This is a genomic window from Streptomyces sp. NBC_00249, assembly GCF_026342355.1.
Lineage (GTDB): Bacteria > Actinomycetota > Actinomycetes > Streptomycetales > Streptomycetaceae > Streptomyces.
This window is the reverse complement of record NZ_JAPEMV010000002.1, coordinates 895825-917000: the sequence shown is the minus strand read 5'-3', so window position 1 is coordinate 917000 and position 21176 is coordinate 895825. Positions and strand designations below refer to the sequence as shown.

21 protein-coding genes and 1 pseudogene are annotated in these 21176 nt (G+C 71.7%); 10 read left to right on the top strand and 12 right to left on the bottom strand.

The features are described from left to right. Nucleotides 1–22: 22 nt before the first annotated feature. The gene (locus tag OOK31_RS13005) at nucleotides 23–649 is read right to left on the bottom strand and encodes a PH domain-containing protein (protein ID WP_267012604.1); all 627 of its coding nucleotides are present in this window, start codon (nucleotides 647–649) and stop codon (nucleotides 23–25) included. Nucleotides 650–797: 148 nt separating this feature from the next. Between OOK31_RS13005 and deoC the strand changes: the two genes are divergently transcribed. The 3 genes from deoC to OOK31_RS12990 are packed head-to-tail and all read left to right on the top strand — an operon-like array spanning nucleotide 798 to nucleotide 4125. Then, nucleotides 798–1760, top strand: coding sequence for a deoxyribose-phosphate aldolase (gene deoC / locus OOK31_RS13000; RefSeq protein ID WP_267012871.1), 963 nt, complete (start codon nucleotides 798–800; stop codon nucleotides 1758–1760). Between the two features lie 5 nt (nucleotides 1761–1765). Continuing rightward, entirely contained in the window at nucleotides 1766–3223 is a 1458-nt protein-coding gene (locus tag OOK31_RS12995) for an aldehyde dehydrogenase family protein (RefSeq protein WP_267012603.1), read from the top strand. Next, nucleotides 3223–4125 carry an aldehyde dehydrogenase family protein gene (locus OOK31_RS12990; RefSeq protein WP_267012602.1) on the top strand — a complete coding sequence of 301 codons (903 nt, stop codon included), beginning with the start codon at nucleotides 3223–3225 and terminating at the stop codon, nucleotides 4123–4125. The genes OOK31_RS12995 and OOK31_RS12990 overlap by 1 nt, the downstream gene beginning before the upstream one ends. 69 nt (nucleotides 4126–4194) lie before the next feature. Here the strand turns inward: OOK31_RS12990 and OOK31_RS12985 are convergent, their stop codons facing one another. After that, the gene (locus tag OOK31_RS12985; RefSeq protein ID WP_267012601.1) at nucleotides 4195–4542 is read right to left on the bottom strand and encodes a hypothetical protein; all 348 of its coding nucleotides are present in this window, start codon (nucleotides 4540–4542) and stop codon (nucleotides 4195–4197) included. A gap of 154 nt (nucleotides 4543–4696) precedes the next feature. Between OOK31_RS12985 and OOK31_RS12980 the strand changes: the two genes are divergently transcribed. Next, on the top strand, nucleotides 4697–5338 hold the full coding sequence (locus OOK31_RS12980) for a uridine kinase (protein WP_267012600.1): 642 nt from the start codon (nucleotides 4697–4699) through the stop codon (nucleotides 5336–5338). Nucleotides 5339–5494: 156 nt separating this feature from the next. On the opposite strand, the gene OOK31_RS12975 is transcribed toward OOK31_RS12980, so the two are convergent. Further along, complete coding sequence (locus tag OOK31_RS12975; RefSeq protein ID WP_267012599.1) at nucleotides 5495–6196, bottom strand: SigE family RNA polymerase sigma factor; 702 nt, start codon at nucleotides 6194–6196, stop codon at nucleotides 5495–5497. Between the two features lie 175 nt (nucleotides 6197–6371). On the opposite strand from OOK31_RS12975, the gene afsQ1 reads away from it, so the two are divergent. The 3 genes from afsQ1 to OOK31_RS12960 are packed head-to-tail and all read left to right on the top strand — an operon-like array spanning nucleotide 6372 to nucleotide 9167. After that, on the top strand, nucleotides 6372–7049 hold the full coding sequence (gene afsQ1 / locus OOK31_RS12970) for a two-component system response regulator AfsQ1 (protein ID WP_180291024.1): 678 nt from the start codon (nucleotides 6372–6374) through the stop codon (nucleotides 7047–7049). After that, nucleotides 7046–8533 carry a cell wall metabolism sensor histidine kinase WalK gene (locus OOK31_RS12965; RefSeq protein ID WP_267012598.1) on the top strand — a complete coding sequence of 496 codons (1488 nt, stop codon included), beginning with the start codon at nucleotides 7046–7048 and terminating at the stop codon, nucleotides 8531–8533. The genes afsQ1 and OOK31_RS12965 overlap by 4 nt, the downstream gene beginning before the upstream one ends. After that, nucleotides 8517–9167: a hypothetical protein gene (locus tag OOK31_RS12960; RefSeq protein ID WP_267012597.1), complete on the top strand. Its 651-nt coding sequence runs from the start codon at nucleotides 8517–8519 to the stop codon at nucleotides 9165–9167. The genes OOK31_RS12965 and OOK31_RS12960 overlap by 17 nt, the downstream gene beginning before the upstream one ends. Before the next feature lie 95 nt (nucleotides 9168–9262). Here the strand turns inward: OOK31_RS12960 and OOK31_RS12955 are convergent, their stop codons facing one another. From OOK31_RS12955 to OOK31_RS12945, 3 genes are all read right to left on the bottom strand, one after another. Beyond that, on the bottom strand, nucleotides 9263–10924 hold the full coding sequence (locus tag OOK31_RS12955) for a phospho-sugar mutase (protein WP_267012596.1): 1662 nt from the start codon (nucleotides 10922–10924) through the stop codon (nucleotides 9263–9265). Nucleotides 10925–10952: 28 nt separating this feature from the next. After that, nucleotides 10953–11759 carry a purine-nucleoside phosphorylase gene (locus OOK31_RS12950; protein WP_267012595.1) on the bottom strand — a complete coding sequence of 269 codons (807 nt, stop codon included), beginning with the start codon at nucleotides 11757–11759 and terminating at the stop codon, nucleotides 10953–10955. Nucleotides 11760–11878: 119 nt separating this feature from the next. After that, nucleotides 11879–12316 (bottom strand): gamma-glutamylcyclotransferase, encoded by a 438-nt coding sequence (locus tag OOK31_RS12945; RefSeq protein ID WP_267012594.1) that lies wholly within the window; start codon nucleotides 12314–12316, stop codon nucleotides 11879–11881. Nucleotides 12317–12500: 184 nt separating this feature from the next. Here OOK31_RS12945 and OOK31_RS12940 point away from each other — a divergent pair, with 184 nt between their 5' ends. Together OOK31_RS12940 and OOK31_RS12935 are read left to right on the top strand one after the other, a co-directional pair. Continuing rightward, nucleotides 12501–13940, top strand: a complete 1440-nt coding sequence (locus OOK31_RS12940; protein ID WP_267012593.1) for an NAD(P)H-quinone dehydrogenase — start codon at nucleotides 12501–12503, stop codon at nucleotides 13938–13940. A gap of 187 nt (nucleotides 13941–14127) precedes the next feature. Continuing rightward, on the top strand, nucleotides 14128–15102 hold the full coding sequence (locus OOK31_RS12935) for a DeoR/GlpR family DNA-binding transcription regulator (RefSeq protein WP_267012592.1): 975 nt from the start codon (nucleotides 14128–14130) through the stop codon (nucleotides 15100–15102). 87 nt (nucleotides 15103–15189) lie between these two features. On the opposite strand, the gene OOK31_RS12930 is transcribed toward OOK31_RS12935, so the two are convergent. Beyond that, nucleotides 15190–16953, bottom strand: a complete 1764-nt coding sequence (locus tag OOK31_RS12930; RefSeq protein WP_267012591.1) for a biotin carboxylase N-terminal domain-containing protein — start codon at nucleotides 16951–16953, stop codon at nucleotides 15190–15192. Between the two features lie 383 nt (nucleotides 16954–17336). Here OOK31_RS12930 and OOK31_RS12925 point away from each other — a divergent pair, with 383 nt between their 5' ends. Further along, on the top strand, nucleotides 17337–17759 hold the full coding sequence (locus OOK31_RS12925) for a hypothetical protein (RefSeq protein WP_267012590.1): 423 nt from the start codon (nucleotides 17337–17339) through the stop codon (nucleotides 17757–17759). Here the strand turns inward: OOK31_RS12925 and OOK31_RS12920 are convergent. The 5 genes and pseudogenes from OOK31_RS12920 to OOK31_RS12900 all read right to left on the bottom strand — a co-directional run. After that, complete coding sequence (locus OOK31_RS12920) at nucleotides 17740–18348, bottom strand: nucleoside triphosphate pyrophosphatase (RefSeq protein ID WP_267012589.1); 609 nt, start codon at nucleotides 18346–18348, stop codon at nucleotides 17740–17742. The genes OOK31_RS12925 and OOK31_RS12920 overlap by 20 nt on opposite strands. A gap of 36 nt (nucleotides 18349–18384) precedes the next feature. Then, nucleotides 18385–18519, bottom strand: a complete 135-nt coding sequence (gene mmpB / locus OOK31_RS12915; RefSeq protein WP_267012588.1) for a morphogenic membrane protein MmpB — start codon at nucleotides 18517–18519, stop codon at nucleotides 18385–18387. A gap of 104 nt (nucleotides 18520–18623) precedes the next feature. Then, nucleotides 18624–18836, bottom strand: coding sequence for an acyl-CoA carboxylase epsilon subunit (locus OOK31_RS12910; protein ID WP_267012870.1), 213 nt, complete (start codon nucleotides 18834–18836; stop codon nucleotides 18624–18626). Between the two features lie 29 nt (nucleotides 18837–18865). Continuing rightward, nucleotides 18866–20458, bottom strand: a complete 1593-nt coding sequence (locus OOK31_RS12905; protein ID WP_267012587.1) for an acyl-CoA carboxylase subunit beta — start codon at nucleotides 20456–20458, stop codon at nucleotides 18866–18868. Nucleotides 20459–20765: 307 nt separating this feature from the next. After that, nucleotides 20766–21105 (bottom strand): annotated as a pseudogene (locus tag OOK31_RS12900) (helix-turn-helix domain-containing protein); the annotation flags it as partial. Between the last annotated feature and the right edge of the window lie 71 nt (nucleotides 21106–21176).

Genomic DNA, 21176 nt, shown 5'->3' with positions numbered 1-21176 from the left:
GTGGCGGCGGTTCCGGCTGTGCTCAGCCAGTGGCGAGGAGCACGATCAGCGCCACCGCGCCGATCACGGCCGGCGCGATGACCTCGTAGGACCACGTCACCTTCACCGAGCCCTGCGCGCCGGGCCGCGCGGCCCCGCGCTCGGCGAGCTCGCGCAGTTCGTCGACGACCTTGTCGGCCGCCGCCCGCTCCGGCCCGGCGGGCGCGGGCCCGTTCTCCTGCCCCAGGCCCTTGCCGCCCAGCGCGTCGCGCCGGCTGAACTTGCGGCTCGCCTTCTTGCGCTCGCGCAGCGACACCGGCACCGACCAGAGCTGGTACTTCGACCCCTCCGCCAGCACCTCCGCCGAGTACCCGGCGCGCACCGCGTCCACGGCCGCCCAGGGCAGTTCGATCACCCTGAACGGGTTGCGGACCCGCATCCGGTCGTCGTTGGCGAAGACGGCCGGGCGGACGGTGAAGGCCACCGTCATCGGTACGGCGAACAGGGCGATGGCCAGCGCGGTCCACCGGGTGCTCCCCTCGCCGCGCACGACGGCGTCCCCGCACAGCCACCCGATGAGCGCGAGCAGCAGCACCCCGGTGACGACGGCCATGGGGGAGCGGTAGACCCGGTCGTCGTAGACCGGCTCGTGGGGGGAGGGCGTAGTCATGGCGCCGATTCTGCACCATGCCCCGCCGGCACCCCCCGGCACGCACCCGGCCCAGCCGAGTCCCCGCACCGATGACGGATCTCACGCGCAGATGTGCACGAGGGGGGTGACAGGCAGCTACGCGCGTAGATATGCTCATCTGGTGACCATGCCCACCACCCTCACCGCATTCGCTGACGTGACGACGTCCGACAGCGCGCTGCGCCGCTTCCTGCACGGGCTGCCCGGCGTAGACGCAGTCGGACTGGAGGCCCGCGCGGCCTCCCTCGGCACCCGCTCGATCAAGACGACGGCCAAGGCGTACGCCATCGACCTGGCCATCTCGATGATCGACCTGACGACGCTCGAGGGTGCGGACACCCCGGGCAAGGTCCGGGCGCTCTCCGCCAAGGCCGTCAACCCCGACCCGACCGACCGCACGACGCCCATGACCGCCGCGGTCTGCGTCTACCCCGACATGGTGGCCACCGCCAAGGCCGCGCTGAACGGCGCCGACGTCAAGGTCGCCTCCGTCGCCACCGCCTTCCCGGCCGGCCGCGCCGCGCTGCCCGTCAAGCTCGCGGACACCCGTGACGCCGTCGCCGCGGGCGCCGACGAGATCGACATGGTCATCGACCGTGGCGCCTTCCTCGCCGGCCGCTACCTCGACACGTACGAGCTGATCAAGGCCGTGAAGGAGGCGTGCGTCCGCCCCGACGGCACAGCCGCCCGCCTCAAGGTCATCTTCGAGACCGGCGAGCTGTCGACGTACGACAACATCCGCCGCGCCTCCTGGATCGGCATGCTCGCGGGCGCCGACTTCATCAAGACCTCCACCGGCAAGGTCGGCGTCAACGCCACCCCCGCCAACACGCTGCTCATGCTCGAAGCCGTCCGCGACTTCAAGGCGCAGACTGGAATCCAGATCGGTGTGAAGCCGGCCGGCGGCATCCGCACCACCAAGGACGCCATCAAGTTCCTGGTCCTGGTCAACGAGACCGCGGGCGAGGACTGGCTCTCCAACCACTGGTTCCGTTTCGGCGCCTCCAGCCTGCTGAACGACCTGCTCATGCAGCGCCAGAAGCTGAGCACCGGGCGTTACTCCGGTCCCGACTACGTGACGGTGGACTGATCACCATGTCTTCTCTCTTCGAGTACGCACCGGCCCCCGAGTCCCGCTCGGTCGTCGACATCGCCCCCTCCTACGGGCTCTTCATCGACGGCGAGTTCACCGACGCCGCCGACGGCAAGGTCTTCAAGACCGTCTCGCCGTCGTCCGAGGAGGTCCTCTCCGAGGTCGCCCAGGCCGGCGCCGCCGATGTCGACCGCGCCGTGAAGGCCGCCCGCAAGGCCTTCGAGAAGTGGTCCGCGCTGCCCGGCTCCGAGCGCGCCAAGTACCTCTTCCGCATCGCCCGGATCATCCAGGAGCGCAGCCGCGAGCTCGCCGTCCTGGAGACCCTGGACAACGGCAAGCCGATCAAGGAGACCCGCGACGCGGACCTCCCGCTGGTCGCCGCCCACTTCTTCTACTACGCGGGCTGGGCCGACAAGCTCGACCACGCGGGCTACGGCCCGAACCCGCGCCCCCTCGGCGTGGCCGGCCAGGTCATCCCGTGGAACTTCCCGCTGCTGATGCTCGCGTGGAAGATCGCCCCGGCGCTCGCCGCCGGCAACACGGTGGTCCTCAAGCCCGCCGAGACGACCCCCCTGTCCGCCCTGTTCTTCGCGGACATCTGCCGCCAGGCGGGCCTGCCCCGCGGCGTCGTCAACATCCTCACCGGCTACGGCGACGCGGGCGCGGCCCTCGTCGAGCACCCGGACGTCAACAAGGTCGCCTTCACCGGCTCCACCGCGGTCGGCAAGGCCATCGCCCGCCAGATCGCCGGCACCGACAAGAAGGTCACCCTGGAGCTGGGCGGCAAGGGCGCCAACATCGTCTTCGACGACGCCCCCATCGACCAGGCCGTCGAGGGCATCGTCACCGGCATCTTCTTCAACCAGGGCCAGGTCTGCTGCGCGGGCTCGCGCCTGCTGGTCCAGGAGTCGATCCACGACGAGCTGCTGGACAGCCTCAAGCGCCGCCTGAGCACCCTGCGCCTGGGCGACCCGCTCGACAAGAACACCGACATCGGCGCGATCAACTCCGCCGAGCAGCTCGCCCGGATCACCGCGCTCGCGGAGACCGGCGAGGCCGAGGGCGCCGAGCGCTGGTCCCCGGCGTGCGAGCTGCCGTCCGCCGGGTACTGGTTCGCCCCGACGCTCTTCACGAACGTCACCCAGGCGCACACCGTCGCCCGCGACGAGATCTTCGGCCCGGTGCTGTCCGTGCTGACCTTCCGTACGCCCGACGAGGCCGTCGCCAAGGCCAACAACAGCCAGTACGGCCTGTCCGCCGGCATCTGGACGGAGAAGGGCTCGCGCATCCTCGCGGTCGCGAACAAGCTCCGCGCCGGTGTCGTCTGGGCCAACACGTTCAACAAGTTCGACCCGACCTCGCCCTTCGGCGGCTACAAGGAATCGGGCTTCGGCCGCGAGGGCGGCCGCCACGGCCTGGAGGGCTACCTCGCCCCGTCGAACCCGAAGGGTGAGCGCTGATGAGTGCTGTTGAGTCGTCGACGCGTCTGAGCGTCTTCAAGACCTACAAGCTGTACGTCGGGGGCAAGTTCCCCCGCTCCGAGAGCGGCCGGGTGTACGAGGTGAGCGACTCCAAGGGCAACTGGCTGGCCAACGCCCCGCTGTCCTCCCGCAAGGACGCCCGTGACGCGGTCGTCGCGGCCCGCAAGGCCTTCGGCGGCTGGTCGGGCGCGACCGCGTACAACCGCGGCCAGGTCCTCTACCGCGTCGCCGAGATGCTGGAGGGCCGCCGCGAGCAGTTCGTCCGCGAGGTCGGCGAGGCCGAGGGCCTGTCCAAGTCGAAGGCCGCGGCCGTCGTCGACGCGGCGATCGACCGCTGGGTCTGGTACGCGGGCTGGACCGACAAGATCGCCCAGATCGTGGGCGGGGCCAACCCGGTCGCGGGCCCGTTCTTCAACCTCTCCACCCCGGAGCCGACCGGTGTCGTCACGGTCGTCGCCCCCCAGGACTCGTCCTTCCTGGGCCTGGTCTCGGTGATCGCCCCGGTCATCGCGACGGGCAACACCGCCGTCGTGATCACCTCGGAGAAGTACCCGCTCCCCGCCCTGTCCCTGGGCGAGGTCCTGGCCACCTCCGACCTGCCCGGCGGCGTCGTCAACATCCTGTCCGGCAAGGCCTCCGAGATGGGCCCGCACCTGGCGTCCCACCAGGACGTCAACGCGATCGACCTGGCGGGCGCGGACGTGGCCCTCGCCAAGGAACTGGAGATCGCGGCCGCCGACAACCTCAAGCGCGTCCTGCGTCCACAGCCTGTGGACGACTGGAGCGCCGACCCGGGCACGGCGCGGATGACCGCCTTCCTGGAGACCAAGACGGTCTGGCACCCGACGGGCTCCATCGGCGCGGGCGGCTCCTCGTACTAGACGGGCGCCCCACGAACCGGCCCCGGCAGCGTCCCCCGTGCTGCCGGGGCCTTCCCGTGTCCGCGACCGCTACTTCGGCAGCACCGGCCCGAGCAGCGAGGACGCCGCCGCCATGGGCAGTTCACCGACCGACGGCCCCTGCGTCAGGATCCCCGTGACCTTCCCCGTGCCGACCGACGGGAAGTCGGCGACCTTCGTGGCGACGCCGTTGTCCAGCGGGTCCACCCCGGTGTGGGCCAGCGGGTTCACCTTGAGGTTCGAGATGGGGTCGGTGACCCCGGCGAGGGCCGCCGGGATGTCGAGCTCACCGGCCTGCGCCCCGCCGGCGGCCATCGCCAGGGCCGCGCCGGCCATGGACAGGGTCAGGCCCGCGGAGCGGAGCCGCTTCGGTGGGGTGGGGGATGCGTGACGTGCCATGGGTTCCCGCCTGTGGTCGTAGTCGCGTGGCCACACAGGGTAGTGGAGTGCGCTCACCGGTTTCCAACCGGCGCCGCGGGGGCCGTGTGAGGGTTGTCGCAGCCCTCGTCTCCAGTGTGTCGATACCGCCGGTCATGCCCCACACTGGTGACCCGTGAGCTGTTCATCTCCTCTTCCCACGCGCGTAGTCCTGCTGACCGGCCCCTCGGGCTCCGGCAAGTCCAGGCTCGCGGCCCGCTCGGGGCTGCCCGTACTGCGCCTGGACGACTTCTACAAGGAGGGCACGGACCCGACCCTCCCGCTGGTCGAGGGCAGCTCCGACATCGACTGGGACTCCCCGCTCTCCTGGGACGCGGACGCCGCCGTCGCCGCCATCGCGGAACTGTGCGCGACGGGCCGTACGGAGGTCCCCGAGTACTCCATCGCCACCTCCTCCCGGACCGGCACGGAAACCCTGGACATCGACCGGACCCCGCTGTTCATCGCGGAGGGGATCTTCGCCGCCGACATCGCGGCGCGCTGCCAGGAGCTCGGGCTCCTCGCCGACGCCATCTGCCTGCGCGGCCGCCCCTCCACCACCTTCCGCCGCCGCCTGGCCCGCGACCTGCGCGAGGGCCGCAAGTCCCTCCCGTTCCTGCTCCGCAGGGGCCTGCGCCTGATGCGCGCCGAACGCGGCATCGTGGCCCGCCACACCGCGCTCGGCGCCCACGCCTGCGGCCGCGACGAAGCCCTGGGCCGCCTGGCGGCTGCCGCCGCGGGCCGCCACCGCTCGGCGAGCGCCGCGGCACAGCCCTGACGGTCACGGGCTGACGCAGCCGTCGGCCCACGGCCGACGGCGTGCGCACACATGAAAGCGCGGGACCAGTCGGACCCCCGGCCGACCGATCCCGCGCTTCCCTCCCCCACGGCCACCGTCCCACCCCCGTAGGACGGCCCCCCGGCCGGTGGTCTGTCAGGCGACGAGCTCCCCGAAGGACTCCGTCTCGTCGCGGCCGAAGCTCAGCACCTCGTCGTCCCGCAGCCGCCGCAGCGACCGCCAGATGCTCGACTTCACGGTGCCGACGCTGATGCCCAGGATCTCGGCGATCTCCGGGTCGGTGCGGCCCTCGTAGTAGCGCAGCACCAGCATGGTGCGCTGCGGCTCCGGGATGCGGGCCAGCGCCTGCCACAGGACCGCGCGCAGTTCCGTACCGCGCATCGCGTCCGTGTCGGAGGCCGTCTCCGGCAGTTCCTCGGTCGGGTACTCGTTCAGCTTGCGCCGGCGCCACGCGCTGATGTGCAGGTTCGTCATCGTGCGCCGCAGGTACCCGCCGACGGCGGCCTTGTCGCTGATCCGGTCCCAGGCGCGGTACGTGGAGAACAGCGCGCTCTGGAGCAGGTCCTCGGCCTCGTGGCGGTCGCCGGTGAGGTGGAAGGCCGTCGCGTAGAGCGCGGCGCGCCGTTCCTGGACGTACGCCGTGAACTCCGCCTCCGAGGTGGAGGACGGGGTGCTCGGCGCGGCGCTGGGAACCGCCTGGTACTGGTTCGCGTCAATGGCTGTGACGTGCGCCGGTCGCGGACGGGCGACCGGCACCGTACGGACACCCGCCCGGCGGTTCACATCGTGCAGCCGCGTGACAATCGCGCTGGTGGTGGTGCTGTGCAGCGTGTTCATCTCGCGCCCCCCGTCGTGGAGTCTGCTTCGGTCCGTTGGTTCGATGACAAAAGACTGCCCGCCGGACATAACCGGGGTGTCCTTCGACTGTCACAGGCCTGTCACAGCCACGCCCGGCCGGATCGGTGGCGCCCGACGGTCGAAGTCCCGACGGCCGATGGGACAGAATGAGCCCGTGCCTTTCCTGTTGCTGATCGAGGACGACGACGCCATCCGCACGGCCCTCGAACTTTCCCTGTCACGCCAGGGCCACCGTGTGGCCACCGCGGCGACGGGTGAGGACGGCCTGAAACTGCTGCGCGAGCAGCGGCCGGACCTGATCGTGCTGGATGTGATGCTGCCCGGGATCGACGGTTTCGAGGTGTGCCGGCGGATCCGCCGCACCGACCAGCTGCCGATCATCCTGCTGACCGCGCGCAGCGACGACATCGATGTCGTCGTGGGCCTGGAGTCCGGCGCGGACGACTACGTGGTCAAGCCCGTCCAGGGCCGGGTGCTCGACGCCCGGATCCGGGCCGTGCTGCGCCGCGGCGAGCGGGAGGCGAGCGACTCCGCCGTCTTCGGTTCCCTGGTCATCGACCGGGCCGCGATGACGGTGACGAAGAACGGGGAGGACCTCCAGCTCACCCCGACCGAGCTGCGGCTGCTGCTGGAGCTCAGCCGCCGGCCCGGGCAGGCGCTGTCGCGCCAGCAGCTGCTGCGGCTGGTGTGGGAGCACGACTACCTCGGTGACTCGCGGCTCGTCGACGCCTGCGTGCAGCGGCTGCGCGCGAAGGTCGAGGAAGTGCCGTCCTCGCCGACGCTGATCCGTACCGTCCGGGGCGTCGGCTACCGGCTGGACTCCCCGCAGTGATCAGAGCCCTGTTCGCGGGCCGGCGCTGGACCAGCCTGCGGCTGCGGCTGCTGGTGGTGTTCGCGCTGGTCGCGCTGACGGCCGCGGTCTCCGCGTCCGGGATCGCGTACTGGCTCAACCGGGAGGCGGTGCTGACCCGGACCCAGGACGCGGCCCTCGGCGACTTCCGCCAGGAGATGCAGAACCGGGCCGCGGCGCTGCCCGGTGACCCGACGCCGGAGGAGATGCAGCGCACCGCCGAGCTGATGGCGGGCAGCAGCCCCGGCTACAGCGTGCTGCTCGTCCACGAACGCAAGGACGGCCGCAAGGTGTTCGGCGCGGCGGGGGCGGACTCCTTCGGGCTGGACGACGTACCGAGGTCCCTGCAGCACGCGGTGAACGACCGGCAGAAGACGACGGCCGCCAACGACGCCGAGTACCACATGTACTGGCAGCGGACGAAGCCGAACGGCAACCCGTACCTGGTCGGCGGCACGCGGATCGTGGGCGGCGGGCCGACGGGCTACATGTACAAGTCCCTCGCCACGGAGCGGGACGACCTCAACGCGCTGGGCTGGTCGCTGACCATCGCCACGGGCCTCGCGCTGCTCGGCTCGGCGCTGCTCGCGCAGGGGGCGGCGCGGACCGTCCTCAAGCCGGTGCAGCGGCTCGGTGACGCGGCGCGCAGGCTCGGCGAGGGGGAGCTGGACCACCGGCTGGAGGTGTCGGGGACGGACGAACTCGCCGACCTGGCGCACACCTTCAACAAGACGGCGGAGGCGCTGGAGAAGAAGGTCGCCGACATGAGCGCGCGCGAGGAGGCGAGCCGGCGGTTCGTCGCCGACATGTCGCACGAGCTGCGCACCCCGCTGACGGCGCTGACGGCGGTCGCCGAGGTGCTGGAGGAGGAGGTCGACGACCTCGATCCGATGATCGCGCCGGCCGTGGGGCTGGTGGTGAGCGAGACCCGGCGGCTGAACGACCTGGTGGAGAACCTGATGGAGGTCACCCGCTTCGACGCGGGGACGGCCCGGCTGGTGCTGGACGACGTGAACGTCGCCGACCAGGTCACGGCCTGCATCGACGCGCGGGCGTGGCTGGACGCCGTCGAACTCGACGCCGGGCGCGGGATCGTGGCGCGCCTGGACCCGCGCCGGCTGGACGTGATCCTGGCCAACCTGATCGGCAACGCGCTCAAGCACGGCGGTTCGCCGGTGCGGGTGTCGGTGGGCGTGGAGGGGGAGTGGCTGGTGATCGCGGTCAGGGACAACGGTCCGGGCATCCCCGAAGAGGTGCTGCCGCACGTCTTCGACCGCTTCTACAAGGCGAGCGCCTCCCGGCCGAAGTCGGACGGCAGCGGGCTGGGCCTGTCGATCGCGATGGAGAACGCGCACATCCACGGCGGTGACATCACGGCCGCGAACGGTCCCGAGGGCGGGGCCGTGTTCACGCTGCGGCTGCCGGTGGACGTGGGGAAGGTGATCGAGGGTGACGTGGACGCGTAGGGCGGCGCTGGCGGCCGTGGCGGGCCTGGTCGCCCTCACGGGCACCGGGTGCGGGATCCGGGCGACGACGGTACCGGTGGACGTGGGCCCGGCCCCGTCGCGGGTGTCCTGCGACACCCCGGAGCAGCCGCCGGCCGGGCAGAGCGGGGTACAGGGCTTCCGGGCCACGATTGAACTGGTGTGCGGATCGCAGCTGGTCGGCGTGGAGCGGCTCGTCCCGGTGCCCGAGAAGCGCCCGGCGCGGGACCCGCTGGTCCTGGTGGCGCAGGCGCTGGTGGAGCAGCTGGAGCGGACGCCGTCGCAGGAGGAGCGGGACGCCGGCTTCACGACCGGGGTCCAGGGCGAGCTGACGGTGTCCCCGCCGCGGACGGGCGACCCGGCGGGGACGGTGCGGCTCAGCCGCAGGCCGGAGGACCTGCCGCCGGTGGCGCTGGCGCAGATCGTGTGCACCCTGTCGGCGAGCGACGCGGTCTCGGCCGGTCCGGGGCCCGTGGTGCTGGGCGGGCCGGACGCCGACCCGCCGCGCACCTGGGAGTGCACGGACGCGGTCCGCTCGCGCCCGGAGTCGGCCCCGACCCTGGGCGAACTGGTCCGCCCGTCGCCTTCGCCGTCACCGAGCCCGTCGCGGTCCTGACCCCCGAGGGGTCCGCGGCCCGGCGGGCCAGGCGGCCCCGGCATGCCGAAGGCCCCCCGAGCCGGAGCTCGGGGGGCCTTCGGGCGGGGCGGGGCCTAAATGCCGGCCGCCGCCGAGAGGTCCTTCTTGATCGCGTCCAGGATCTCCTGGCCGCGGGTGCGGGCCGCCGCGAGGTCGGAGGCCTCGGCCACCGGGACCACGACCTCCAGGTAGCACTTCAGCTTCGGCTCCGTGCCCGACGGGCGGACGATCACCCGGGCCTTGTAGTCGCCGTCCAGGTAGTAGCGCAGGCCGTCCGTGGGCGGGAGGGTCTCCGTGCCCTGGTTCAGGTCCTCCGCCGAGACGACCCGCAGGCCCGCGAGGGACACCGGGGGCTCGGCGCGCAGCGCGGCCATCGCCGAGGCGATCACCGACAGGTCCGAGACGCGGACCGACAGCTGGTCGGTGGCGTGCAGGCCGTGGGCCATCGCCAGGTCGTCCAGCAGGTCGGTCAGGGTGCGGCCCTGCTCCTTGAGCACCGAGGCCAGCTCCGCCACCAGCAGGGCGGCCGTGACGCCGTCCTTGTCGCGGACGCCCTCGGGGTCCACGCAGTAGCCGAGCGCCTCCTCGTAGCCGTAGCGCAGGCCCTCGACCCGGGAGATCCACTTGAAGCCGGTGAGGGTCTCCTCGTAGGGCAGGCCCGCGGCCTCCGCGATCCGGCCCAGGAGGGAGGACGAGACGATCGACTCCGCGAAGGTGCCGCGGGCGCCCTTGTGCACCAGGTGGGCGGCCAGCAGCGCGCCGACCTCGTCGCCGCGCAGCATCCGCCAGCCCGACTGCGAGGACGCGTCCGGGACGGCCACCGCGCAGCGGTCGGCGTCCGGGTCGTTCGCGATCACGATGTCCGGGTTCACCTCGGCGGCCTTCGCGAAGGACAGGTCCATCGCGCCCGGCTCCTCCGGGTTGGGGAAGGCGACCGTCGGGAAGGCCGGGTCCGGCTCCGCCTGCTCGGCGACGAGCTCCGGGGTGGGGAAGCCGTGCCGGGCGAAGGCCGCCATGACGACATCCTTGCCGACGCCGTGCATGGCCGTGTAGACGGTCCGCACGCCCCGGGGGGAGCCGGGGGTCAGGACCGCGTCCGTACGCGCCAGGTACGCCTCCAGGACCTCGTCACCGAGGTCCTGCCAGCCCTGCGCGGGCCGCGGGACGGAGGCGAGGGTGTCGATCCGCTCGATCTCCGCCGCGATCTGTGCGTCCGCCGGGGAGACGATCTGCGAGCCGTCGCCGAGGTAGACCTTGTAGCCGTTGTCCCGGGGAGGGTTGTGGCTCGCGGTCACCTCGACGCCGGCGACGGCGCCCAGGTGCCTTATCGCGTACGCGAGGACCGGCGTCGGCAGTGGCCGGGGCAGGACGGCCGCGCGCAGCCCGGCGCCCGTCATCACGGCGGCGGTGTCGCGGGCGAAGTCCGCCGACTTGTAGCGCGCGTCGTAGCCGACGACGACCAGGCCGCCGTCGTGCCCCTGGGCCTTCAGGTAGGCCGCGAGGCCCGCCGCGGCCCGGATGACCACCGCGCGGTTCATCCGCATCGGGCCCGCGCCCAGCTCGCCGCGCAGCCCGGCGGTGCCGAACTGGAGCGTGCCGGAGAAGCGGTCCGCGAGCTCCGCGGTGTCGCCCGCCTCGACGAGCGCGGCCAGTTCCGCGGCCGTCTCCGGGTCCGGGTCCTCGGCCAGCCAGGCCTGCGCCCGGGTGATCAGGTCGTCCTGTGCCTGTTCCTGCACTGCTTCCGCCTTACCTCTCGTACGTCGATCAGATGCGGGCGAGGACCTGCGTCAGCAGCGTGCCCATGCGGGCGGCCGAGTCGCGGCCGGCCTGGAGGACCTCTTCGTGGTTCAGCGGCTCGCCGGACAGGCCCGCGGCCAGGTTGGTGACCAGCGAGATGCCGAGCACCTCGGCGCCGGCCTCACGGGCGGCGATGGCCTCCAGCACGGTGGACATGCCGACCAGGTCGGCGCCCATGACGCGGATCATGTTGATCTCGGCCGGGGTCTCGTAGTGCGGGCCGGGGAACTGCACGTAGACGCCCTCTTCGAGGGACGCGTCGATCTCCTTGCACATCGCGCGCAGGCGCGGCGAGTACAGGTTCGTCAGGTCCACGAAGTTCGCGCCGACGATCGGCGAGGTGGCCGTCAGGTTGAGGTGGTCGCTGATCAGGACGGGCTGGCCGGGCTTCATGCCCTCGCGCAGACCGCCGCAGCCGTTGGTCAGCACGACGGTCTTGCAGCCGGCGGCGACGGCGGTGCGGACACCGTGGGCGACGGCGGCGACGCCGCGGCCCTCGTAGTAGTGGGTCCGGCCGAGGAAGAGCAGCGCGCGCTTGTCGCCGATCTTGTACGAGCGGATCTTGCCGCCGTGGCCCTCGACGGCCGGGGGCGGGAAGCCGGGCAGTTCGGTGACCGGGAACTCGGCCTCGGGCGCGCCGAGCGCCTCTGCGGCGGGGGCCCAGCCGGAGCCCATGACGAGGGCGACATCGTGGGATTCGACGCCGGTGAGCTCGCGGAGGCGGGCGGCGGCGGCGTCGGCGGCGGCGAAGGGGTCGGTAACAGATGCGTTCACGCGGACGAGCGTAACCGCTCTCGGCCTACGCGCGTAGATGGCGCAGCTCACGGTGTTCGGATCGTTGCCTTGTCGTTTCCGCCGAATGGTCCCCGACGGGCGTTACGTGCCCCGGCCGCTCAGCAGGGCCGCTTGCGGAGTTCCATCACGTAGTCGTGCGGGGCACCGGCCGATTCGGCCGCGTCGGCGATCTCGCCGAGGTAGCGCGCCGAGGGCAGGCCGCCCTCGTAGCCGTTCAGCACGTACACCCAGGCCGCCTCCTCGCCGTCCAGGGTGTGGACGCGGATCCGCATCCGGCGGTAGATGTCCAGCCCGACACCCTCCCACCGGTCCATGGAGTCCTCGTCCAGCGGTGCGATGTCGTAGAGGGCGACGAAGACCTGGTGGCGGGGAGCCTCCACGACGGTGGCGAGCGCTCCCTCCCAGCCCATCTGCTCGCCGCCGAAGGTCAGCCGCCAGTCGTTGATCCAGCCCGTTCCGCGCAGCGGCGAATGGGGAGCGCGGCGCGTCATCAGCCGCGGGTCGAGGTTGCCGGCGTACGCGGCGTAGAGCGACATGAGGTCGAGAGTACGGGAGGGGCGCCCCGGCCCGTGTGCCCGGACGGCGCACGGATGGCGGGACCGGGCGCGAAGCACCTTGAAGCGTGCGGGACAATGGAGCACGGAATGCATCCCCCGGGGAGACCCCCCGGAACACCGGCCGGGGCGGCAGCCGGCCGGGTAGACGTGAGGCGGACTTTTCGTGACCCGGATCGTGATCATCGGCGGCGGACCCGGCGGGTATGAGGCAGCCCTGGTGGGGGCCCAGCTCGGCGCGGAGGTGACCGTCGTCGACTGCGACGGTCTGGGCGGTGCGTCGGTGCTCACCGACTGCGTCCCCTCCAAGACCCTCATCGCGACGGCCGAGGTCATGACGACCTTCGACTCGTCGTACGAGGAACTCGGCATCGTCGTCGCCGACGACACCCCGCCCCTGGAGCAGGCCGCGCGCGTCGTCGGCGTGGACCTCGGCAAGGTGAACCGGCGCGTCAAGCGCCTCGCGCTCGCCCAGTCCCACGACATCACCGCCTCCGTGACCCGGGCCGGCGCCCGCGTCCTGCGCGGCCGCGGCAAGCTCGGCGGGCCCCAGGGCATCGACGGCACCCGGGACGTCATCGTCACCGCCGCCGACGGCACGGAGACGATCCTCACCGCCGACGCGGTGCTCATCGCCACCGGCGGCACCCCCCGCGAGATCCCCGACGCCATGCCCGACGGGGAGCGGATCCTGAACTGGACCCAGGTCTACGACCTGGAGGAGCTCCCCGAGGAGCTCATCGTGGTCGGCTCCGGCGTCACCGGCGCCGAGTTCGCCGGCGCGTACCAGGCGCTCGGCTCCCGCGTGACCCTGGTGTCCTCCCGCGACCGCGTGCTGCCGGGCGAGGACCCGGACGCCGCCGCCGTCCTGGAGGACGTCTTCCGCCGCCGCGGCATGAACGTCATCGGGCGCTCGCGCGCCGAGTCCGCCAAGCGGGTCGGCGACCGCGTCGAGGTGACCCTCTCCGACGGCCGGGTCATCACCGGCACGCACTGCCTGATGGCGGTCGGCGCCATCCCCAACACCCAGAACATGAACCTGGAGGAGTCCGGGGTCCGGCTCAAGGAGTCCGGCCACATCTGGACCGACAAGGTGTCCCGGACCTCCTCGCCCGGCGTGTACGCGGCCGGCGACGTCACCGGCATCTTCGCGCTGGCCTCCGTCGCCGCCATGCAGGGCCGCATCGCGATGTACCACTTCCTCGGCGACGCGGTGGCCCCGCTGAACCTCAAGACGGTCTCCTCGAACGTCTTCACCGACCCCGAGATCGCCACCGTCGGCTACACCCAGGCCGACGTGGACTCGGGCAAGATCGACGCCCGCGTGGTGAAGCTCCCGCTGCTGCGCAACCCGCGCGCGAAGATGCAGGGCATCCGGGACGGCTTCGTGAAGATGTTCTGCCGCCCGGGCACCGGCATCGTGGTCGGCGGCGTGGTCGTCTCGCCGCGCGCGAGCGAGCTCATCCACCCCATCTCGATCGCCGTCGACAACAACCTGACGGTCGAGCAGATCGCAAACGCGTTCACGGTGTACCCCTCGCTGTCGGGTTCGATCGCCGAGGTCGCCCGCCAGCTGCACACGCGCAAGGCCGCCGGAGAGGCGTGACCTACGGCCAACCGCCCCTTCCCCCACGGGGGTTGGGGCGGAGGCCGGGTCAGGGAGCGGGTACGGGGCGGGCGTTCGCCCGTCCGTCCCGCCGCGTATACCACTCGTTGCCCCACCGTATGGACAACTTCGGTATTCCGGCGCAAAGAGCTGAAAGCAGACGGTCGCCCGGGTTACTGTCAGTTTCGTGTTCGCTGCAGAACGTCGCCAATTGATCCTCGAAATGGTGCGGGCCAACGGAGCGGTATCGCTCCGGGAGCTCGCCCGCGTCGTCCAGACCTCCGAAGTGACCGTACGGCGGGACGTGCGGGCACTGGAGGCAGAAGGACTCCTCGACCGCCGGCACGGCGGTGCGGTACTGCCGGGCGGTTTCACCCGTGAATCCGGCTTTCCGCAAAAGTCCCATCTCGCGACGGCGGAGAAGACCGCCATCGCCGATGTCGCGGCCTCCCTCGTCGAAGAGGGCGAGGCCGTCGTCGTCGGCGCGGGTACCACCACCCAGGAGCTGGCCCGCCGGCTCGCCCGGGTGCCCGGCCTGACCGTCGTCACCAACTCGCTGCTCGTCGCCCAGGCACTGGCGCACGCCAACCGGGTGGAGGTGGTGATGACCGGCGGCACCCTGCGCGGGTCCAACTACGCCCTCGTCGGCAGCGGTGCCGAACAGTCCCTCCAGGGGCTGCGGGTCTCCCGGGCCTTCCTGTCCGGGAGCGGACTGACCGCCGAACGCGGGCTGTCCACCTCCAACATGCTCTCCGCGAGCGTGGACAGGGCACTGGTGCAGGCCGCGGCGGAGGTGGTCGTCCTCGCCGACCACACCAAGCTCGGCACCGACACCATGTTCCAGACCGTGCCGACGGACGTGATGACGCGGCTGGTGACCGACGAGCCGCCGCCGCACGACGACCGGGCCGCCACCGAGTTGCAGGCGCTGGCCGACCAGGGCGTACAGATCACCGTGGCCGGTACCGCGGTGGCCTCCGGCGGGGGCCACGGCGGCGGCGCGGGCGGGGACGGCATGCAGGGCCGCAGGCCCCGCCGGGAGTCCCCGCTGCCCGTACAGCGGCGCGGCGGCCCCACCGCCCAGCTGCGCAGCGCGCCCGCGTCACTGCTGGAGCAGCAGGCGGGCGAACGCGCCCGCGTCGCGGACATGCGGCGGCGATAGACGGCCTACGCCCCGCGGGGCGTACCGCTACGACGAAGGCCCCGCCCGGGTGGACCGGGCGGGGCCTCGTCGTCGGACGACGCGGGGTCAGTCCTTGATCTCGCAGATGGTGGCGCCCGAGGTGAGGGAGGCGCCGACCTCGGCCTTGAGGCCGGTGATCGTGCCGGAGCGGTGCGCGTTGAGCGGCTGCTCCATCTTCATGGCCTCCAGGACGACGATCAGGTCGCCCTCGTTGACCTGCTGGCCCTCCTCGACCGCGACCTTGACGATCGTGCCCTGCATCGGGGACGCGAGGGTGTCGCCGGACGCGGCCGGACCGGACTTCTTCGCGGCGCGGCGCTTCGGCTTGGCACCGCCGGCGGCGGCCGTGCGGGCCAGCGTCATGCCCAGGGACGACGGGAGGGAGACCTCCAGGCGCTTGCCGCCCACCTCGACGACGACCGTCTCGCGGCCCGGCTCGTCCTCGGTGTCCTCCGCGGCCGGAGCCGTGAACGCGGGGATCTCGTTGACGAACTCGGTCTCGATCCAGCGGGTGAAGACGGTGAAGGGGGTGCCGTCGGTGGGTGCGAAGGCGGGGTCGGTGACGACGGCGCGGTGGAAGGGGATGGCGGTGGCCATGCCTTCGATCTCGAACTCGTCCAGGGCGCGGGCGGCGCGCTGGAGGGCCTGTTCGCGGGTGGCGCCGGTGACGATGAGCTTGGCGAGGAGGGAGTCCCAGGCGGGTCCGATGACGGAGCCGGACTCGACACCCGCGTCGAGGCGCACGCCCGGGCCGGTGGGCGGGCTGAACCTGGTGACGGTGCCGGGGGCGGGGAGGAAGCCGCGGCCGGGGTCTTCGCCGTTGATGCGGAACTCGATGGAGTGGCCGCGCAGGACGGGGTCGCCGTAGCCGAGTTCCTCGCCGTCGGCGATGCGGAACATCTCGCGGACGAGGTCGATTCCGGCGACCTCCTCGGTGACGGGGTGTTCGACCTGGAGGCGGGTGTTGACCTCGAGGAAGGAGATGAGGCCGTCGGCGGAGACGAGGAACTCGACGGTGCCGGCGCCTACGTATCCGGCTTCCTTGAGGATGGCCTTGGAGGCGGCGTAGAGCTCCTCGTTCTGGGCCTGGGTCAGGAAGGGCGCGGGGGCTTCCTCCACCAGTTTCTGGTGGCGGCGCTGGAGGGAGCAGTCGCGGGTGGAGACGACGACGACGTTGCCGTGGCTGTCGGCGAGGCACTGGGTCTCGACGTGGCGGGGCTTGTCGAGGTAGCGCTCGACGAAGCATTCGCCGCGGCCGAAGGCGGCGACGGCTTCGCGGACGGCGGAGTCGTAGAGCTCGGGGACTTCTTCGAGGGTGCGGGCGACCTTGAGGCCGCGGCCGCCGCCGCCGAAGGCTGCCTTGATGGCGATGGGCAGGCCGTGTTCCTTGGCGAAGGCGACGACCTCGTCGGCCCCGGAGACGGGGTCGGGGGTGCCCGCGACGAGGGGTGCGCCGGCCCGCTGGGCGATGTGGCGGGCGGCGACCTTGTCGCCGAGGTCGCGGATGGCCTGCGGGGGCGGGCCGATCCAGGTGAGGCCGGCGTCGAGGACGGCCTGGGCGAAGTCGGCGTTCTCGGACAGGAATCCGTATCCGGGGTGGATGGCGTCGGCTCCGGAGTCGGCCGCTGCCTGGAGGACCTTGCCGATGTCGAGGTAGCTGGCTGCCGGGGTGTCACCGCCCAACGCGAAAGCTTCGTCTGCCGCGCGGACGTGCAGGGCGTCCCGGTCCGGATCGGCGTAGACGGCTACGCTCGCGATCCCGGCATCCCGGCAGGCCCGAGCAACGCGGACAGCGATTTCGCCACGGTTGGCGATGAGCACCTTGCGCACGATGGCTCCCTCCTTGAAACAAGCTGAGTTTAGGGACAGGCCACACGGCCTTTCGACCCTTCCCCGGAGGTGAGCTTGCCCACACAGAGCGTGACGCGGGGCTCGCCCGAGTCGGAAAACCCTTGTGTCGCCCCAGGTCAGGGAGATCCCCGACTGCACAGTAACCCCGTTGCGTATCGAAGGTCTCTGTTCGCCGGGTCAGCGGCCCCCGCTGATTCTTTGTCGAGTCCCTACGAACGGCCTATGCATTCTTTGAGTGAGAGCCGTCACGGAGCACTCCCGCAACGAAGGCGCCCCGACCCCTTGTCCCCAGGTTTACTCGTTAGTAGCCTCCAGGGCGTCGAACACGCCCACGCTGGTGGCGTGTGGGGGATGGGGGCGTCGTGCTGCGCAGACTCGTGGCCGGGCTGGCCGCGGCCGTGCTCGTCGCGGAGGCGGCGGTGCTGGTCCTCGTCCACGTCGTCCTGGGGCGGACCACCGCGAACCAGTCGATGTCCATCGCCGGCTCGGACCCGGTCGTCATGTCGAGGGTGACTTTCGGCCTCGGGGTAGCCATCGGCGCCTTCCTGCTGCTGTGCGCCGTGCTCCTGGCCGTCGCCGGGCTGCGGGACCGTCCGCCGGGCCGTTTCGCCCGCTTCGTGCTCGCCGCCGCCGCCGTCACCCACGCACTGCTCGGCGCCCTCTCCGTCGGCCTGGTGGGCTGGGGCGCCTTCGCGGCGACGATGCTGGTCTTCTGCCTGCTCGTGCTGTCCCTGACGCTCTACGAGCGCCGCCCGGGCGCGGAGCTCAGGCCCACAAGTCCGTGATGGACAGTCCCAGTTCCCCCAGCAGGGAGCGCAACAGCGGCATGGAGAGCCCGATCACGTTGCCGTGATCGCCGTCGATGCCGTCGATGAACGGCGAGGACAGGCCGTCCAGGGTGAACGCCCCGGCCACGTGCAGCGGTTCCCCGCTGGCCACGTACGCCGCCACCTCCGCGTCCGTCGGCTCGCCGAAGCGGACCGTCGTGGAGGCGGTGGCCGAAACCTGACGGCCGTCCGCCGTGTCGATCACGCAGTGCCCGGTGCGCAGCACACCGGCACGCCCGCGCATCGACTTCCAGCGGGCGGTGGCCTCCTCGGCGTCGGCGGGCTTGCCCAGCGCCTCGCCGTCCAGCTCCAGCACCGAGTCGCAGCCGATCACCAGCGCGCCCGCCGCCTCCGGCAGGGCCGCCACCACGCCCGCCTTGGCCTCGGCGAGGGCCAGCGCCAGATCGGCCGGGTTGTCGTGGTTCAGCGTGTCCTCGTCGAAGCCGCTGACGATCACGTGCGGGGCCAGCCCGGCCTGCCGCAGCAGGTTCAGCCGGGCGGGGGAGGCGGAGGCGAGGACGAGCGTGCGTACGGTCATGCGGGCCATCGTAGGGCGCGGCGGAGCACCGCCTGGGCCCGTCCCCTAGAAGGGGGCCACGCCCAGCACGTACACGCACACCACCGTGGCGAGGGCGAGCACCACGAGCAGCCGCCGGAGCATCGCCTGGACGTCGCGCATGTCCTTCGGCGGCTCGTTCTTCGGGTCTGACCAGAGCATGCCCCGATCCTTGCCCCGGTACGGCGGTGGCGCCTGAGTACGAGTACTCAGGCGCCACCGTCCGTTCACGCCATCTTCGCCGGCACCCGGCCCCGGCGCGGGCCTCAGCCCTGGCCGGGCCAGTACGTACGGCCCCACGCGCGGGGCCCCGGCTGCGGCAGGGTCCGGCGCGCCACGCGGCCGGGCGCCGCCCACTCGTCGCGGATCCGGGGCGCGCCCGACGGGCCGGAGGCCAGCGCCGCCGCGCGCGCTTGGACCACCGCCAGTGCGGCGGCCAGCTCCTCGGGGGTCGGGTTGCCCTTGACGACCTTGATCACCACTGAGTCCTCCTGGAGGGCTGGAGAGGCTAGAGGGGGATGTTGCCGTGCTTCTTCGGCGGGAGCGACTCCCGCTTGGTGCGCAGCTGCCGCAGCCCCTTCACCACGTGCGCCCGGGTCTCGGACGGCAGGGTCACCGCGTCGATGTACCCGCGCTCGGCGGCCGTGTACGGGTTCAGCAGCGCGTCCTCGTACTCGGTGATGAGCCGCGCCCGGACCTCGTCCACCTCCTCGGGGGCGGCCTCGGCGATGGTCCTGCGGTGCAGGATGTTCACCGCGCCCTGGGCGCCCATGACGGCGATCTGCGCGGTCGGCCAGGCCAGGTTCAGGTCGGCGCCGAGGTGCTTGGAGCCCATGACGTCGTAGGCGCCGCCGAAGGCCTTGCGGGTGATGACGGTGATCAGGGGGACGGTGGCCTCGGCGTACGCGTAGATCAGCTTCGCGCCGCGCCGGATGATTCCGTTGTACTCCTGGTCGGTGCCGGGCAGGAAGCCGGGGACGTCGACGAACGTCAGCACGGGGATGTTGAAGGCGTCGCACGTACGGACGAACCGGGCGGCCTTCTCGGAGGCGTCGATGTCCAGGCAGCCGGCGAACTGCATCGGCTGGTTGGCGACGACGCCCACCGGGTGCCCCTCGACGCGGCCGAAGCCGGTCAGGATGTTCGGGGCGAACAGCGACTGCGTCTCCAGGAACTCCGCGTCGTCGAGGACGTGCTCGATCACGGTGTGCATGTCGTACGGCTGGTTCGCGCTGTCGGGGATCAGCGTGTCGAGTTCGAGGTCGGCGTCGGAGACCTCGGTGTCCGCCTCCTCGGGGAAGGCGGGCGGCTCGGAGAGGTTGTTCGACGGCAGGTACGCGAGGAGGGACTTCACGTACTCGATGGCGTCCTTCTCGTCGCCCGCCATGTGGTGGGCGACGCCGGACGTGCTGTTGTGCGTACGCGCGCCGCCGAGCTCCTCGAAGCCGACGTCCTCGCCGGTGACCGTCTTGATGACGTCCGGGCCGGTGATGAACATGTGCGAGGTCTGGTCGACCATGACCGTGAAGTCGGTGATGGCCGGGGAGTACACGGCCCCGCCGGCGCAGGGCCCGACGACCAGGCTGATCTGCGGGATCACACCGGAGGCGTGGACGTTGCGGCGGAAGATCTCGCCGTACATGCCGAGGGCGCTGACACCCTCCTGGATGCGGGCGCCGCCGGAGTCGTTGATGCCGATGACGGGGCAGCCCGTCTTCAGCGCGAAGTCCATCACCTTGATGATCTTCTGGCCGTAGACCTCGCCGAGGGCCCCGCCGAAGACGGTGAAGTCCTGCGAGAACACGGCCACCGGCCGGCCGTCCACCGTGCCGTAGCCGGTGACGACGCCGTCGCCGTAGGGCCGGGTCTTCTCCAGCCCGAAGTTGGTGGAACGGTGCCGGGCGAACTCGTCGAGCTCTACGAAGGACCCCTCGTCCAGCAGCAGGGCCACCCGCTCACGCGCCGTCAGCTTGCCCTTGGCGTGCTGCTTCTCGACGGCTTTACCGGAACCTGCGTGGGTGGCTTCCTCGACTCGGCGCCGCAGATCCGCGAGCTTGCCCGCGGTCGTGTGCATGTCGGTCGGCTCTGAGGGTTGTGACATCGGGGTCGCGGCTCCCTGTGTGGTGTCAACTGCCTGGTCAATTGATTGACTGCTGCTGGCTACTGGTGCGTAGCGTATCGGCGGGCATGGCGCTCGGCAGTGCGGCGTTTGACACACCTAATGTGGCTTGCTTGGCCTCGCCCCCGCCCTTAGAGGAGGGGGTTCCCACCCTCGCGGGTGGGGCTTCCTGCTTCACCGCGCGCTGCCCCGGCCGGGAGGAGCCCGGCCGGGGTCTTGTGCCCGCTCCACAGGCAGTGACCGCCAGCCCGGCGGTCAGAAGGTTGACGGCCGCGTTCCCCTCGCGGTCGAGCGAGACGAACCAGCGGCCGGCCGAGTCCCGGGACACGGTCACGGTGGTCGGTTCCCGCGGTGAAGGCGTTCTGGAGATGCCGCAGTGCCTGCTGGAGGGGTACGCAGGACACCTCGGCCAGATAGGCGAGTTCGTCGGTCTGCTTCCACGCAGTGAGCATCGCGGATGTCTGGGCGTAGCTCACCCGTTCCTGACGCGCCCAGGCATCGGCGCGGGCGGAGAGGGCGAGGTTGTAGACCTTCCGCACGCACCCGAACGTTCGCGACAGCTCTGTCGTCTGCGCGTCGTCCGGGTAGAAACGGAATTTGAATGCCCTCTTAACGACTGAATTGCCCACAGCCCGGAAGCTATGGTCAGTCACGATCCGAACACAATCCCGGGTCAAAGGGTCACAGTCGGCGACATAAG

Excerpts from the sequence above, each read along its gene's own strand:
- OOK31_RS13005 (WP_267012604.1), bottom strand. The coding sequence starts at position 649 with ATGACTACGCCCTCCCCCCACGAGCCGGTCTACGACGACCGGGTCTAC.
- deoC (WP_267012871.1), top strand. The coding sequence starts at position 798 with ATGCCCACCACCCTCACCGCATTCGCTGACGTGACGACGTCCGACAGC.
- OOK31_RS12995 (WP_267012603.1), top strand. The coding sequence starts at position 1,766 with ATGTCTTCTCTCTTCGAGTACGCACCGGCCCCCGAGTCCCGCTCGGTC.
- OOK31_RS12990 (WP_267012602.1), top strand. The coding sequence starts at position 3,223 with ATGAGTGCTGTTGAGTCGTCGACGCGTCTGAGCGTCTTCAAGACCTAC.
- OOK31_RS12985 (WP_267012601.1), bottom strand. The coding sequence starts at position 4,542 with ATGGCACGTCACGCATCCCCCACCCCACCGAAGCGGCTCCGCTCCGCG.
- OOK31_RS12975 (WP_267012599.1), bottom strand. The coding sequence starts at position 6,196 with ATGAACACGCTGCACAGCACCACCACCAGCGCGATTGTCACGCGGCTG.
- OOK31_RS12945 (WP_267012594.1), bottom strand. The coding sequence starts at position 12,316 with ATGTCGCTCTACGCCGCGTACGCCGGCAACCTCGACCCGCGGCTGATG.
- OOK31_RS12920 (WP_267012589.1), bottom strand. The coding sequence starts at position 18,348 with ATGGCCCGCATGACCGTACGCACGCTCGTCCTCGCCTCCGCCTCCCCC.
- mmpB (WP_267012588.1), bottom strand. The coding sequence starts at position 18,519 with ATGCTCTGGTCAGACCCGAAGAACGAGCCGCCGAAGGACATGCGCGAC.
- OOK31_RS12905 (WP_267012587.1), bottom strand. The coding sequence starts at position 20,458 with ATGTCACAACCCTCAGAGCCGACCGACATGCACACGACCGCGGGCAAG.